General features: G+C 56.9%; 14 protein-coding genes. 5 read left to right on the top strand and 9 right to left on the bottom strand.

Annotation, left to right across the window (positions count from 1 at the left end):
- Positions 1-41: 41 nt before the first annotated feature.
- The 5 genes from RZS32_RS16140 to RZS32_RS16160 form a co-directional block, all read right to left on the bottom strand.
- Positions 42-1,100, bottom strand: a complete 1,059-nt coding sequence (locus RZS32_RS16140) for a substrate-binding domain-containing protein (protein ID WP_317054586.1) — start codon at positions 1,098-1,100, stop codon at positions 42-44.
- Between the two features lie 147 nt (positions 1,101-1,247).
- Positions 1,248-2,306 (bottom strand): ATP-binding protein, encoded by a 1,059-nt coding sequence (locus tag RZS32_RS16145; RefSeq protein WP_317054587.1) that lies wholly within the window; start codon positions 2,304-2,306, stop codon positions 1,248-1,250.
- A gap of 12 nt (positions 2,307-2,318) precedes the next feature.
- Complete coding sequence (locus tag RZS32_RS16150) at positions 2,319-2,840, bottom strand: gamma carbonic anhydrase family protein (protein ID WP_317054588.1); 522 nt, start codon at positions 2,838-2,840, stop codon at positions 2,319-2,321.
- Positions 2,837-3,478: a guanylate kinase gene (gmk, locus tag RZS32_RS16155; RefSeq protein WP_317054589.1), complete on the bottom strand. Its 642-nt coding sequence runs from the start codon at positions 3,476-3,478 to the stop codon at positions 2,837-2,839. The genes RZS32_RS16150 and gmk overlap by 4 nt, the downstream gene beginning before the upstream one ends.
- A gap of 57 nt (positions 3,479-3,535) precedes the next feature.
- Complete coding sequence (locus RZS32_RS16160) at positions 3,536-4,429, bottom strand: YicC/YloC family endoribonuclease (protein ID WP_339106710.1); 894 nt, start codon at positions 4,427-4,429, stop codon at positions 3,536-3,538.
- Between the two features lie 251 nt (positions 4,430-4,680).
- On the opposite strand from RZS32_RS16160, the gene RZS32_RS16165 reads away from it, so the two are divergent.
- Positions 4,681-5,355 (top strand): PAS domain-containing protein, encoded by a 675-nt coding sequence (locus tag RZS32_RS16165; RefSeq protein WP_317054591.1) that lies wholly within the window; start codon positions 4,681-4,683, stop codon positions 5,353-5,355.
- 203 nt (positions 5,356-5,558) lie between these two features.
- Here the strand turns inward: RZS32_RS16165 and RZS32_RS16170 are convergent, their stop codons facing one another.
- Positions 5,559-6,932, bottom strand: a complete 1,374-nt coding sequence (locus tag RZS32_RS16170) for a class II 3-deoxy-7-phosphoheptulonate synthase (RefSeq protein ID WP_317054592.1) — start codon at positions 6,930-6,932, stop codon at positions 5,559-5,561.
- Positions 6,933-7,099: 167 nt separating this feature from the next.
- Between RZS32_RS16170 and RZS32_RS16175 the strand changes: the two genes are divergently transcribed.
- Complete coding sequence (locus RZS32_RS16175; RefSeq protein ID WP_317054593.1) at positions 7,100-8,098, top strand: GlxA family transcriptional regulator; 999 nt, start codon at positions 7,100-7,102, stop codon at positions 8,096-8,098.
- The gene (locus tag RZS32_RS16180; RefSeq protein ID WP_317054594.1) at positions 8,095-8,595 is read left to right on the top strand and encodes a GNAT family N-acetyltransferase; all 501 of its coding nucleotides are present in this window, start codon (positions 8,095-8,097) and stop codon (positions 8,593-8,595) included. The genes RZS32_RS16175 and RZS32_RS16180 overlap by 4 nt, the downstream gene beginning before the upstream one ends.
- Positions 8,596-8,615: 20 nt before the next feature.
- On the opposite strand, the gene RZS32_RS16185 is transcribed toward RZS32_RS16180, so the two are convergent.
- Entirely contained in the window at positions 8,616-9,053 is a 438-nt protein-coding gene (locus RZS32_RS16185; protein WP_317054595.1) for a hypothetical protein, read from the bottom strand.
- Between the two features lie 47 nt (positions 9,054-9,100).
- On the bottom strand, positions 9,101-10,204 hold the full coding sequence (locus RZS32_RS16190; protein WP_422395924.1) for a PQQ-dependent sugar dehydrogenase: 1,104 nt from the start codon (positions 10,202-10,204) through the stop codon (positions 9,101-9,103).
- Between the two features lie 434 nt (positions 10,205-10,638).
- Here RZS32_RS16190 and RZS32_RS16195 point away from each other — a divergent pair, with 434 nt between their 5' ends.
- Entirely contained in the window at positions 10,639-10,827 is a 189-nt protein-coding gene (locus RZS32_RS16195) for a hypothetical protein (protein WP_339106711.1), read from the top strand.
- A gap of 218 nt (positions 10,828-11,045) precedes the next feature.
- Positions 11,046-11,267: a hypothetical protein gene (locus RZS32_RS16200; protein ID WP_317054596.1), complete on the top strand. Its 222-nt coding sequence runs from the start codon at positions 11,046-11,048 to the stop codon at positions 11,265-11,267.
- An 11-nt stretch (positions 11,268-11,278) separates the two neighbouring features.
- Here RZS32_RS16200 and dxs read toward each other — a convergent pair whose 3' ends face one another.
- On the bottom strand, positions 11,279-13,204 hold the full coding sequence (gene dxs, locus RZS32_RS16205; protein WP_317054597.1) for a 1-deoxy-D-xylulose-5-phosphate synthase: 1,926 nt from the start codon (positions 13,202-13,204) through the stop codon (positions 11,279-11,281).
- Positions 13,205-13,224 lie beyond the last annotated feature (20 nt).

Below are 13,224 nucleotides of genomic sequence, written 5' to 3' on the forward strand. Positions count from 1 at the left end.
AAGGCGGCGGGTCGCCCCGCCGCCGATCCCGGCTATAGGCCTTATGACCCTTGGCCCAGTGTCTGTTCGTCGCTCACAATGGTTTGCGTCTCACCCAATTCCGGGTCCGAGACGAGGCCATATTCTGCCAATGGTCCGTCTGGACCTGCGATCTCATCAGCCACGAAGAATTCGGCAAACTCTTTCAGGCCCGGGATCACACCGATATGCGCCTTCTTGATGTAGAAAAAGAGCGGGCGCGACACAGGGTATTCACCCGATGCAATGGTCTCGGTGGAGGGCGCAATCCCACCCATGGTGGCCACTTTCAGCTTGTCGGTGTTGTTCTCGTAAAACGCCAGACCAAAAACACCGATGCCGTCGCTGTTGCTGTCGATGCGGGCCAGTGTTTCGGTGTAGTCGCCATCGATGTCGACAGATTTGCCATCTGTGCGCACATCGTAGCAAGCGCTCTTGGCGGCTTTCTTCTTGGCCTTTTCGTCGTCACCCTCAGCTGCCGCGAGATAAAGGTCATAAGCGCCCGTGGCTTTGCAGCCCTCAACCAGCACTTTTTCCTCGAACACTTCGCGGGTCCCGTGCTTGGTGCCCGGGATAAAAGCCGCGATCTCAACGGCAGGCAAGTCGGGGTTGGCATCTGCCCATGTGGTGTTGGTGTTTTCCACCAGTGCGCCATCTTTGACGATCATCGGGCTCAGGGCGTTGAACCAATCTGACGCTTCAAATGCGCTAAACTCCGGCCCTGTTTTCTGGCTTGCGAATACAATGCCGTCATAGCCCACACGCACCTCGATAATGTCCGTCACACCATTTGCGGCGCAGACCTTGATCTCGTTCTCACGGATTTGACGTGAGGCATTGGCGATATCGATCGTGTTTTCCCCAACGCCGTCACAGAACCGCTTCAAGCCAGCGGATGAGCCGCCTGATTCCACGACAGGTGTTGGAAAGTCGAAGTTTTCGCCAAAGGCTTCCGCCACGATAGAGGCGTAAGGCAGCACGGTGGAGGACCCGGCGACTTGAACATTGTCGCGTGCGGCAGCGGTTGTTGCCGACACGGCCGCGATTGCCAGGCCAGAGGCCGTCAGTTTCACAAAGGACATTTGATGCTCCTGATATCAGATCTCGCGGTCACCGCCCGGTGACCTGCCTCCCCGTATGTAAAGAGAGCGCAAGACGCTTTTGTTACATCTGCGTAACAGTTTTATGACACTGCAAAGCTTTGTTTAAGCATCTGAATACAGGAAGTTTTATGCTGTTGCCGCAGGGAGGTCCCGAGGCAAAACAACCTGGAACTGGCTTCCTTGTCCCGACTCAGACTGGATTCGCAAACGCCCCCTGTGGCGATTCACGATATGTTTGACGATGGCCAGCCCAAGACCGGTGCCCCCCATCTCTCGTGAGCGGTGGTTGTCGATGCGATAAAACCGTTCGGTCAGACGCGGGATATGGACGCCATCAATGCCCGCCCCCTGATCTGCGATCTCCACGATCGCGGACGGTCCGCGTAAGGATGGGTCCTCTTCGTCGGTGCGGACAGAAATCCGCACAGTTTTGCCATCCCCTCCATATTTGACGGCGTTTTCGATCAGGTTGGTGAAGACCTGTTGAAGCTGATCGGCGTCGCCTGGGACGATGAGCTTGTCCACCTCAGCATCGAGCGAACAAATCACCTCCGCGTCCTGCAAGAGCGGTGCATTGGCATGTATCACTGTGTGTAACATGGCCACCAAATCAACCGGATCCGTGGGGCGCACACGTTCTTGCGCCTCAACCCGGCTGAGCGACAACAGGTCTTTGACCAACCGCTCCATGCGGCTGGCCTCTTCCTGCATCGTGCCTAAGAACCGTTCTGCTGCTGCCGGATCATCGCGCGCAGGCCCTTGCAGCGTTTCGATGAACCCCAAAAGAGCCGTCAGAGGACTGCGCAATTCATGGCTGACATTGGCCACAAAATCGCGGCGCATCTGGCCGATTTGCTCAATCGGTGTGACGTCCTCAAAGCACATCAGCACGCTGGTGCCATCATTGGTTTCTACCGCAGAACAACTGACCTGATAGGCCGTGTCCTGAGCGCCGTCACTGGACAGGTAGCGCGCCTTTTGTGACCTATGATCCCGAAGACAGGCCTCAATGACATCCAGAACCGTGGGTTGGCGGATTGCGGTGATAAAATGCCGCCCCCGGATCCCCTGCCCCAAAAGCTCAATGCCCCGCGCATTGACCCCCTGAATGCGCTCATCCTGGCCGATCAGAACAGACGGAAGCGGTATGGCCTCAAGGAGCGTGTCGATATGCCCTTCGGTCATCTCGCACCGCCCTCAAACTGGCTTTAAACCTGCGCGAAACCGTTTTGCATTGGCCTGATAATGCCGCGCGGCGCGGGTCATGTCGGCAATACCTGCCTCGTCTATCTGACGCACCACCTTGCCCGGGGCGCCCATGACAAGGCTGCCATCGGGAATTTCCTTGCCTTCCGTGACCAGCGCCCCTGCCCCGATCAGGCAGTTCTTGCCGATCCTGGCGCCGTTGAGCACGGTGGCGCCCATCCCGGTGAGCGTATTTTCCCCAAGCTGACAGCCATGCAGCATCGCCTTGTGTCCAATCGTACATCCCGCACCAATGACCAGCGGAAAGCCCGGGTCAGTGTGCATCACCACGTTTTCCTGCACATTACTGCCTTTGCCCACGCGAATGGGTTCATTGTCGCCGCGCAGCGTACAGCCGAACCAAATCGACACGGCCTCTTCCAGAATGACATTCCCGATCACATTGGCATCCGGAGCCACCCAAACATCGGCCCCAAGCTCGGGCGTCATATCGTCAAGCGCGTAAATCGTCATGAGCGATCCTCAAACTCGGCCTGCAGGCGCATTACATGGGCGTTGAGATCGGGTTGCTGCACGCGTTTTAGACGCGCCGCGCTGACAATTGAGCGCAGACGTGTCTCGGTGTCATCCAGATCATCGTTGACCAGTACGTAATCATATTCCGCCCAATGGCTGATCTCGTCCCAACTTTTCTGCATCCGCCTTGCAATCACGTCCGGCGCGTCCTGCCCCCTTGCTTCAAGACGGCGGTGCAACTCTTTGATGGAAGGCGGTAAAATAAAGATCGAGAGTGTATGTGGACCAAGAGCCGAGTTCTGGATCTGCTGCGCCCCTTGCCAGTCGATGTCAAAGAGCACATCCCGCCCGGCCTCTATCGCCGCCTCAACCGGGGCTTTGGGAGAGCCGTAAAAATGCCCGAACACATGCGCATGTTCCAACATATTTGCCTGTGCCACATCCGTCTTGAATTGAGTCTCGGTGAGGAAATGATAATCCTGCCCCTCCACTTCGCCGTCGCGCGGTGCCCGTGTCGTGGCCGACACCGAAAAGGAAATCGTCTCATCCCAGTCCCGAAGCCGCCTTGACAAGGTCGATTTGCCCGCACCTGAGGGCGAGGACAAAATGATCAAAAGCCCACGCCGCGCTGTCATCGCCATCCTCCGGCTTCTTTCTTGTCAAAAATACCCAAGCACACGGCCTGCAAACCCCTATTCCACATTCTGCACCTGTTCGCGCATCTGATCGATCACGGTCTTCAACTCCAACCCGATCGATGTCAGCGCCGCATTTTGCGCCTTGGAACAGAGCGTATTGGCCTCTCGGTTAAACTCCTGCGACAGAAAATCGAGCTTACGACCAACCGGGCTTCCTCCGGAAATCAGGTCGCGCGCGGCTTTCACATGCGCGCGCAGACGGTCAATTTCTTCGGTCACGTCCGCCTTCACAGCAAGCGTCGCCAATTCCTGCGCCACACGCGTCTCGTCTATGCCGTCCGCGTTGTCCATCACCCGCACTAGGGCCGACCGAAAATGCTCTTGGATTTCGGGTTTGCGTTGCTCTGCGGCATGTGCGGCTTGCCCCACGAGCCCTTCGATCTGTTCCACGCGTTCATTCAGAACCACTTCCAGCGCAGCTCCCTCGTTGCTGCGCATGTCTTTGAATGCAGCCAAAACCATTTCGAAATCTGCCAGCAGGGCTTTGGATAATGCGCTTGTATCCTGAGTCTCATCAGAACTTGTGTCGAACACGCCCCGCAGCGCCAGAACATCCGCCGCGTTGGCCGGGGCCAGCGAGAGCCCCTTGTCCATTGCACGTGTCTCGATTTCGGACATCGCATTCAGCACCTGATCCAGAAATGGAATGTCGAGCGTGGCAGCACTGGCGCCGTCTTCTTGTGTCACGCGCAGCCCCACAGAGACGTTTCCACGGTCCAGTGCCTTGCCCAATTTCGCGCGCAATGCTGCTTCCAGACCTTCGATCCAATCGGGCACGCGTAACCGTAGATCAAGCCCCTTGCCGTTGACGGCGCGCAGCTCCCAGGTCCAGCTATAGTGTCCGTCCGTGCCCTTGCCGGAGGCAAAACCGGTCATCGAATTTAACACAAGCCGCGTCTCCTTGTTTCGCCGTCTTGTCCTAGCCACTCCACCCTATGAGAGCAAGCGCCGTCGCAAGCTCTTTGTCTTTCAGGGCGTTAACCATTCTCAAAGAATCTTGAACAAATTCTTTTCGAATTGTGTAGAGTGGCGACAGTTGGGCAAAGTGCTATAGATCACATGTGTGACTCGCATCTCGGGGGATGTGTAAGCCTGTTTTTGAGCAGGTGGTGTGTGAATTCAAGTGAGTGGGGAATACCATGAAAGACGACCAGGGACGATCGCAACAAGATGCTGTCAAATCAAAGGAAATTGTAACGATCCAGGCTCCCGTTCCGGCTTATCGCGCCACGGAACTCGCCGAATTTGAAGCTTACTGGAACAGCATGCGCCGTGACGGGGACGTGCCGATGCGTACCGAAATTGACCCCCGTGGAATCGAATCGCTGCTGAGCAATGCCTTTGTGGCTGAAAAGATTGCACCGGGAGTGGCGCGCATGCGCATTGCCGGCACGCATCTATGCGATGTGATGGGTCTGGAAGTGCGCGGCATGCCTGTTTCTTCGCTCATCGAACCGCAGGATCGCGACCGTCTCGCCGACGCGCTGGTCGAGTTGTTTGAACGCCCTGCGACCCTGCGCCTGACGCTGAGTTCCAAAGGATCTGCGCCCCTAACAGGTACGCTGCTGCTTTTGCCGCTGCGCAGCGATCTAGGGGATATTTCACGCGCGCTGGGGTGTCTTGTCACCCATGGTGTTATCGGGGAGACACCACGCCGGTTTGCCATCACCGACTGCACAGTTACGCCAATCACATCAGATGAAAGTGCGCCTTTCATTGAGGTTGCAGATGACCAGAATTACAGCCCCGCCGCAAGTGGTCTGGATACGCCACCTTTGCCAAGCGAACGTCCGTATCTGCGTCTTGTTCGTTGACCTGTTTCGAGAAACCTACCGACACAGATTTTCGCGAAAGGCCATGCGATGTAATGGTGTTGCGGGCTTTTCGAAGTTACTTGGTGTTTCAAGTCACAGTCGAAACGCTTAACGGTTAACTTGCACACCAGATCAAGAAAACGCCTGCCGCGTCTTATGACACGGCAGGGTGTAACAATTTGCCAAACATTGGTCGTCGGCGATCAACCCGCGCGTTGCGCGTTTTGACCATTACGCAGGGTTTGCAACTCTTCCGCCACCAGAAACGCCAGTTCCAGCGACTGTGATGCGTTGAGGCGCGGGTCACACGCCGTGTGATAGCGATCCGAGAGGTTCTCTTCGGTCACAGCCCGCACCCCGCCGGTGCATTCGGTCACGTCCTGACCGGTCATCTCGAAATGCACGCCGCCCGGGATGGTGCCCTCGGCACGGTGCACACCAAAGAAGTCCTGCACCTCGCGCAGTACGGACTCAAAGGGCCGGGTCTTGTATCCCGTTGACGATTTGATCGTGTTGCCATGCATCGGATCGCACACCCAGGTGACCTTGGCGCCTTCGGCCTCAACCGTTTTGATCAGACGCGGCAAATGCTCAGCCACTTTGCCCGCGCCAAACCGCGCGATGAGCGTCAGACGTCCCTCTTCATTCTCAGGGTTGAGCGTGGCCAGAAGGCGTTTGAGGTCATCCTCCTCCATCGTCGGCCCACACTTGAGCCCAATGGGATTGAGCACGCCGCGCAGGAACTCCACATGCGCGCCATCCGGTTGCCGCGTGCGATCGCCAATCCAGAGCATATGCCCCGATCCAGCCAGCCATGCGCCCGGTGTGGTGGAATCCTCGCGGCAGAGCGCCTCTTCATATTCCAGCAGCAGCCCCTCATGTGAGGTGTAGAAATCCACTGTTGCCAGCGACTCCACCTCGTCGGCGTCGACACCCGCCGCGCCCATGAAGTCCAAAGCATCGGAAATCCGTTCGGCCCAGTCCTTGTACTGTTTGACCGCTTGGCCATCGGCAAATTCAGAGGTCCAGCGATGCACGTTGTTAATGTCCGCAAAACCACCCGTTGAAAATGCACGCAAAAGGTTCAGCGTCCCCGCCGCCTGCGTATAGGCTTGCAGCATTTTGCCCGGATCCGGGATCCGCGCCTCGGGTGTGAAGGCCAGCTCATTGATGATGTCGCCGCGGTAGCTGGGAAGTTCCACATCGCCCACGGTCTCGGTCGGCGCGGAGCGCGGCTTGGCAAACTGCCCTGCCATCCGACCGACCTTGATCACCGGCACTTTGGCACCGTAAGTCAGCACAACTGCCATCTGCAGCATCACCTTGAACGTGTCGCGAATGGCATCGGCCGAGAACTGATCAAACGCCTCGGCGCAATCGCCACCCTGCAGCAAGAAGGCCTCTCCCCGCGACGCCGCCCCGAGCTGCTTTTTCAATCGCCGCGCCTCGCCTGCAAAAACCAGCGGCGGAAACTGTGACAACTTCGATTCAACAACGCGCAGCGCATCTGCATCGGTATAGTCCGGCATCTGAATACGGGGTTTCGACCGCCAGTCAGATTTTGTCCAATCACTCATCGGTTCTCTCCGCCATTTGGCATATTGCGCGCGCTGTATAAGCAATCCTGCGGGCCTCTACCATATAAGTTCGACAAGAAATGTCGCAAATCACGACCTCGCACTCTTGTAATGCTCCACTTTTTCATGAAACTCGTGCCTTAGCGCAGTGCCAACGGAGTCGGGCGATGCAAAATCCAAGCGCCACAAGCCGCTCTGAGACGGACAAGCCTCGCCGCTTTGTCTTTGTTTTGCTTGATAATTTCACGCTGCTGTGCTTCTCGGCTGCGCTCGAAAGTCTGCGGATCGCCAACCGTATGGCGGGTGAGACCAAATATGAGTGGCTTTTGGCCGGCGAAGGCGGCGGTATGGTTGCCTGTTCTGCGGGGGCTGAGTTTAAGCTAGATATCGACCTGGAAGAGCTGCGTCGCGATGATGTGATGCTCATTTGCGGTGGGATTGATGTGCAGGCCGCGACCACCAAAAAAGTGCTCAACTGGGTGCGGCGCGAGGCCCGGCGAGGATTGACCGTTGGGGGGCTTTGTACAGCTGCTTACACAGTGGCCAAGGCTGGTTTGCTGGATGGCAAGCGCGCGACGATCCACTGGGAGAACCAGGATAGTTTTGCTGAAGAGTTTGATGAGGTGGAGCTGACCAAATCGGTTTTTGTGATCGACGGCAACCGGTTGACCACGGCGGGCGGCACATCTTCTATCGACCTGATGCTCAAGATTATTGCCGATGATCATGGCGAAGGTCTTGCCAACGCGGTGGCGGATCAGCTGATCTATTCCTCAATCCGCACGGATCAGGACACGCAACGCCTGTCCGTTCCCACCCGCATCGGCGTGCGTCATCCCAAGCTGAGCCAGGTGATCCAGATGATGGAGAACAATATCGAAGAACCGATCAGCCCCTCAATCCTGGCCAAGGAAGTGGCCATGTCCACGCGGCAGCTTGAGCGGCTCTTTCGGCGCTACCTCAACCGTTCACCCAAGCGCTATTACATGGAACTGCGCCTGCAAAAAGCGCGCAACCTGCTGATGCAGACAGATATGACCGTGATCAACGTGGCACTCGCCTGCGGCTTTGCCTCACCTTCGCATTTCTCCAAATGCTACAGGTCGCATTACAACACCACGCCTTATAGAGAGCGCGGAAGCCAGGCGACGCGGCTGTCGGTGTGATCCGCACTGAGCGGTTACTGCTTCGGAACGCTCGTCCGTCCGACTTACGTCCTCTTCACGAGATTTTTTCGGACCCCGCGGCCATGCGGTATTGGGACAGACCGGCCTACAAGGACATTTCTCTCACACAGAAGTTTCTTGAGTGGTTCATGACGCCGGATCCCGAGAACCGGGAAGAGTATATTCTGGACCTCGATGGGACATGTATTGGTAAGGCTGGCATGTGGGCCAAGCCCGAAGTCGGTTTTATCGTTCATCCGAACTACTGGCGGCTAGGATTTGCTTTCGAGGCTATGCAGGCCCTTACACCGAGGATTTGGGATAGATTTCCGGATCTGGACATACTTACAGCGGAATGTGATCCGAGAAACACGTCGTCGACAGCGCTTTTGCACAAATTGGGCTTTCGGTTAACCAGAACCGAAAAGCAAAACTTCGACTACGGCGGCATCGAAATGTGCGACACGGCATATTTCGAATTGAAACGGGAAACTTGAACTCGCGGATACATGTCGCCCTAAAACTCCGCCAAAAGCTCCAGCATGTCCGTGTTGAATCGAAAGAACGGGACCACGAGGAAGTCTTCACGCTGGTGATAAAACACAGCAACGTAGATATAGCTGATGCCTGTATAGTAGGCCAAAAGCTCGCGCGCCCAGCCATTTTTCAATTCGTCACGCAGGATAATCTCGGCCGTCTCAAAATCCTGAGGGAAAATGCCGCGCACCTGATTTTCAAGTGCGCTCAGCTGTTCAGGTGTCATTTCATCCGAGGCTCCGAAGTTCCGCATGACGACGCCGATCTGACGAGACATCATGTTGGTGTCGAGCACCTCGCGCATATGATCATAGTCGCGAAAGACGGATTCTGGCAGGTCATCCTGCGCCCTTGCTGTGTTGACCGTGAAGGTCAGTACAAGTGTCAAAACCATGGCCGCAATAGTAAGAAAACGCATTTGGGTCATCCTTCAGAAAGCATGACCCCACCCTCTGCCATGGCCTGTTAAGGCGTCAACCGATAAAGAGCTCCACGCCCAGCGGACAGAACCCAGATTGATCCATCCGGTGCTTCGCGCACGTCCCGCACGCGTTCTGTTTCGCGGCCTTTGAATTGTTCGACCTCCTGCAGCGGATTACCATCAAGCCGGGCGAGGTAGTCGAACTTGAGGGATCCAACAAAGATCGACCCGCGCCATTCGGGCCAGAGCTTGCCTGAGTAAATCATCATGCCCGATGGAGCCATGGACGGGTCCCAGTAGAATTCAGGCTGCTCCATGCCGTCTGCTTCGGTGCCAATGCCGATCTTTTCTCCCGAATAGTGCCGACCATAAGAGATGACAGGCCAGCCATAATTGGCACCCTTGCGCACGTGATTAACCTCGTCGCCGCCTTTCGCCCCATGCTCGGAGACCCAGAGGTTGCCCTCAAGATCCAGCGCCGCCCCTTGCGGATTGCGATGCCCCCAGGACCAGATCGCCGGACGTGCGCCTGTGGTTTGTGTGAAGGGATTGTCAGATGGAATGCCACCGTCTCGCGCGATGCGCAGGACCGATCCGTTCTCTCGCGCAAGATCCTGAGACGAAGGCCGGTCTCCCCTGTCTCCCACGGTAAAGTAGAGATACCCGTCACGTCCTTCGACCATGCGAGAGCCAAAATGCCGACCGCCAGAAGAGCCGGGTGTGATCTCGAAAATCACATCCCACCTGTCCAACCTCTCCGCAGTTTCGCCGAGCCGCGCGCGCGCCACAGCCGTGCCAGCGCCGTTGCCCTGCCGCTTGGCAAAAGTGAAATACAGCTCACGACTTTCTGAAAAATCCTTGGGCACCATGACGTCCAGAAGTCCGCCCTGCCCGACCGCCGCGATCTGGCCGACCCCGGCCACCTCGGCAAGTCCGCCCTTCGACAAACGCAGCAACCGCCCGTCGCGCTCTGTAATCAAAACTGAGCCATCCGGTAAGAATCCGACACTCCAGGGGTTGTCCAGCCCGCGCGCCATCTCTTCAACCTGCAGGGTGCCTGCAGAAGAGGACAAAGCAAACACGGGGTTCGGTAGTACAGCACATGTTCCAAGTGCCGCTGCGGAAACCATCAGGGTTCGGCGATCCATGCCTGCGTTCTCCTGTTGAAACTTGCTCAAAACATGGGGGCAAATTGGGGTTGATCAAGGCGCATGACGCGTCTCTTTGGCGAGAGTGCCCCCACCTGAGCCCGATGCATCCAACCTATTCACCCTTCCGACTCGATCTCGTCTGTGCCTCAGTTTCGACACATATGTGACCCTGCGTCATCCCGGTTTTGTTTCCGCTCAGGAACCGATCTTAAGAATGGTTAAGAACTGTTCTGAAAATTTCGGAGGTCCAAACAGAATTAGACGAAAATGCGATGCAAAACTCTTTGTTTTTAAGCTTTGCCACATTTCCGCCCCATTTCAAAACCATCTCTATTTAGGTCGGCGCGAACAGGGTGTGTGTTCCGTAGTGACCCAAAGCGCCGCGGGTAAGTGTAGTGTGTGTAGTTTGGTAGTGTGTGAGTGATCAGCATATGTGGACGACGCGTAGCATTGATGGCAACAGGGACCTCAGGGTCACCAATCCGGATCGGATTGTCCTGACTGCAAGTTTGGTCTGTGTGACGTGTTTCCTGCTGAGTGTTGTCAAAGATACAGCCTTTGGTGGCGCAACTTTAGATCAGCCTCCGGCCGCAGAGACCGCCTCTGTGATCGGGGGCTGATTTTTTACGAGTATGCAGTGTGGGGATTTTAGAAAAGTGACTTCAGTACGAAGAGTTATCTCAAAAAATATTTAGCGACGTGCCACGTTCTTGCCCCGAGAGTTCAAGATGCGTGGACACCGTTGGCCGACCCTAACGCGTCTGGGGGAGATGCGGGTCGGCCAACGGACGACGCACAACCAGTTTAGTGCAAAACCAGTTTAGGCCGGAGAAGTTATATGCTCAGCAAACTAAAGACGTTCATCAAAAAGGATCAGGATGGTGCCGTATCGGTGGACTGGGTTGTCCTGACGGCTGCGATTATTGGGTTGGCCGTAGGCACGGTCATTGTGGTCCAGACGTCAACTGTGGATCTTGCAGACCGGACATCGGATGGTATTGCTGACCAGATCGTCGGTGCCGTGGACATTGGGACAAGTAACACCGGTTCCGGCTCGTAAGCCAAAGGCAATCAGGCGCGCTTGCTGTCGATCCGGGCGACGCCCAGCACATCGAGGATCTTGGCTTCGATATCTTCGGCATTCAAGCCGGCCACAGTGTACATATCCGCTGGGCTTGCCTGATCGATAAACACATCCGGCAACACCATTGAGCGGAACTTCAAGCCTCTGTCGAAGACCTCGTTTTCCGCCAGACACTGCGCCACATGGCTGCCAAAGCCGCCAATGGCACCCTCTTCGATGGTGATGAGCGCTTCATGCCGGGCCGCAAGATCCAACACCAGATCTTCGTCCAGCGGCTTGGCAAACCGGGCATCCGCCACGGTAGGTGAAATGCCCTTGGCCTCCAGGGCTTCACATGCTGTGAGCACTTCACCAAGCCTTGTGCCGAAAGATAGAAGAGCCACTTTTGATCCCTCGCGGATCATCCGGCCTTTGCCGATCTCCAGAACCTCGCCGCGCTCGGGCATGTCTACACCCTGCCCCTCCCCACGCGGATAGCGGAAGGCAATCGGCCCTGTGTCATGCGCCACGGCGGTTGCCACCATGTGCTTTAACTCTGCTTCATCGGCGGCGGCCATCACGGTAAAGCCCGGCAGGTTTGACAGATATGCCACATCATAGCTGCCTGCATGGGTTGCGCCATCGGCCCCCACCAGCCCTGCGCGATCAATGGCAAATCGCACTGGCAGACGTTGGATCGCAACATCGTGCACCACCTGATCATAGCCGCGCTGCAGGAAGGTTGAGTAGAGCGCACAGAAGGGTTTCATGCCCCCCGCCGCCAAACCGGCTGAGAATGTCACGGCGTGCTGTTCAGCAATGCCCACGTCAAAGCACCGGGACGGATAGCGTTTGTCAAACAGGTCAAGCCCCGTGCCATCGGGCATCGCTGCCGTGATCGCACAGATCTTGTCATCTTCAGCGGCATGGTCGAGCAACGCTTCGGCGAAAACTTTGGTATAGCTCGGCGCGTTGGAGGGTGCTTTCTTCTGCTCGCCCGTCACCACGTCGAATTTTGCCGTCGCATGTCCGCCATCCCGGCTTGCCTCGGCGGGTGCGTACCCCTTGCCCTTTTTGGTGAGCATATGAATGAGGATCGGTCCTGTGGCCCGCGCCTTCACTGTTCGCAACACGGGCAAAAGCTGATCCATGTCGTGGCCGTCAATCGGGCCGAGATAGCTAAAGCCTAACTCCTCAAAAAGCGTGCCCCCCACGGCCATGCCCTTGAGCATTTCCTTGGCGCGTCGCGCGCCTTCCTGAAACGGCTCGGGCAAGAGGGAAACAGCGCCCTTGGCGGCGGCTTTGAATTCCTGAAAGGGCTCACCGGCATAGAGACGTGAAAGATATGAGCTGAGCGCGCCAACAGGCGGGGCAATCGACATTTCATTGTCATTGAGAACCACAATGAGCCGCTTGCCCAAATGCCCGGCATTGTTCATCGCTTCAAATGCCATGCCTGCTGACATGGCACCATCGCCAATCACGGCAATCGCATCGCCATGCCCGGTCTCACACGCCCCGCCAAGATCACGCGCGACCGCAAACCCAAGCGCGGCACTGATCGATGTTGAACTGTGCGCCGCGCCAAATGGGTCATAGGGCGACTCTGAGCGTTTGGTGAACCCACTCAACCCGTTCTTTTGACGGATCGTACGAATGCGGTCCCGTCGCCCGGTGATGATCTTGTGCGGATAACACTGGTGGCTCACATCCCAGATGATCTTGTCACGTGGAGCATCAAAAACATGGTGCAAGGCCACAGTCAGTTCCACCACGCCCAGCCCGGCCCCAAGGTGCCCACCGGTCTCGGACACGGCCGCAACCGTCTCCGCGCGCAGCTCATGCGCCACTTGCGCCAGCTGCGCGTCAGACATCTGTTTCAGATCAGCGGGGCTGGAAACTTCGTCCAACAGGGGCGTGTGCGGGCGTGTCATGTGTCACCCTCCTTGTCCGT

This window comes from Roseovarius sp. W115 (genome assembly GCF_032842945.2).
In the GTDB taxonomy this organism is placed as follows: Bacteria; Pseudomonadota; Alphaproteobacteria; order Rhodobacterales; family Rhodobacteraceae; genus Roseovarius; species Roseovarius rhodophyticola.

Excerpts from the sequence above, each read along its gene's own strand:
- RZS32_RS16175 (WP_317054593.1), top strand. The coding sequence starts at position 7,100 with ATGCAAAATCCAAGCGCCACAAGCCGCTCTGAGACGGACAAGCCTCGC.
- gmk (WP_317054589.1), bottom strand. The coding sequence starts at position 3,478 with ATGACAGCGCGGCGTGGGCTTTTGATCATTTTGTCCTCGCCCTCAGGT.
- RZS32_RS16190 (WP_422395924.1), bottom strand. The coding sequence starts at position 10,204 with ATGGATCGCCGAACCCTGATGGTTTCCGCAGCGGCACTTGGAACATGT.
- RZS32_RS16200 (WP_317054596.1), top strand. The coding sequence starts at position 11,046 with ATGCTCAGCAAACTAAAGACGTTCATCAAAAAGGATCAGGATGGTGCC.
- RZS32_RS16165 (WP_317054591.1), top strand. The coding sequence starts at position 4,681 with ATGAAAGACGACCAGGGACGATCGCAACAAGATGCTGTCAAATCAAAG.
- RZS32_RS16195 (WP_339106711.1), top strand. The coding sequence starts at position 10,639 with ATGTGGACGACGCGTAGCATTGATGGCAACAGGGACCTCAGGGTCACC.
- RZS32_RS16185 (WP_317054595.1), bottom strand. The coding sequence starts at position 9,053 with ATGCGTTTTCTTACTATTGCGGCCATGGTTTTGACACTTGTACTGACC.
- RZS32_RS16145 (WP_317054587.1), bottom strand. The coding sequence starts at position 2,306 with ATGACCGAAGGGCATATCGACACGCTCCTTGAGGCCATACCGCTTCCG.
- RZS32_RS16150 (WP_317054588.1), bottom strand. The coding sequence starts at position 2,840 with ATGACGATTTACGCGCTTGACGATATGACGCCCGAGCTTGGGGCCGAT.
- RZS32_RS16170 (WP_317054592.1), bottom strand. The coding sequence starts at position 6,932 with ATGAGTGATTGGACAAAATCTGACTGGCGGTCGAAACCCCGTATTCAG.
- dxs (WP_317054597.1), bottom strand. The coding sequence starts at position 13,204 with ATGACACGCCCGCACACGCCCCTGTTGGACGAAGTTTCCAGCCCCGCT.
- RZS32_RS16140 (WP_317054586.1), bottom strand. The coding sequence starts at position 1,100 with ATGTCCTTTGTGAAACTGACGGCCTCTGGCCTGGCAATCGCGGCCGTG.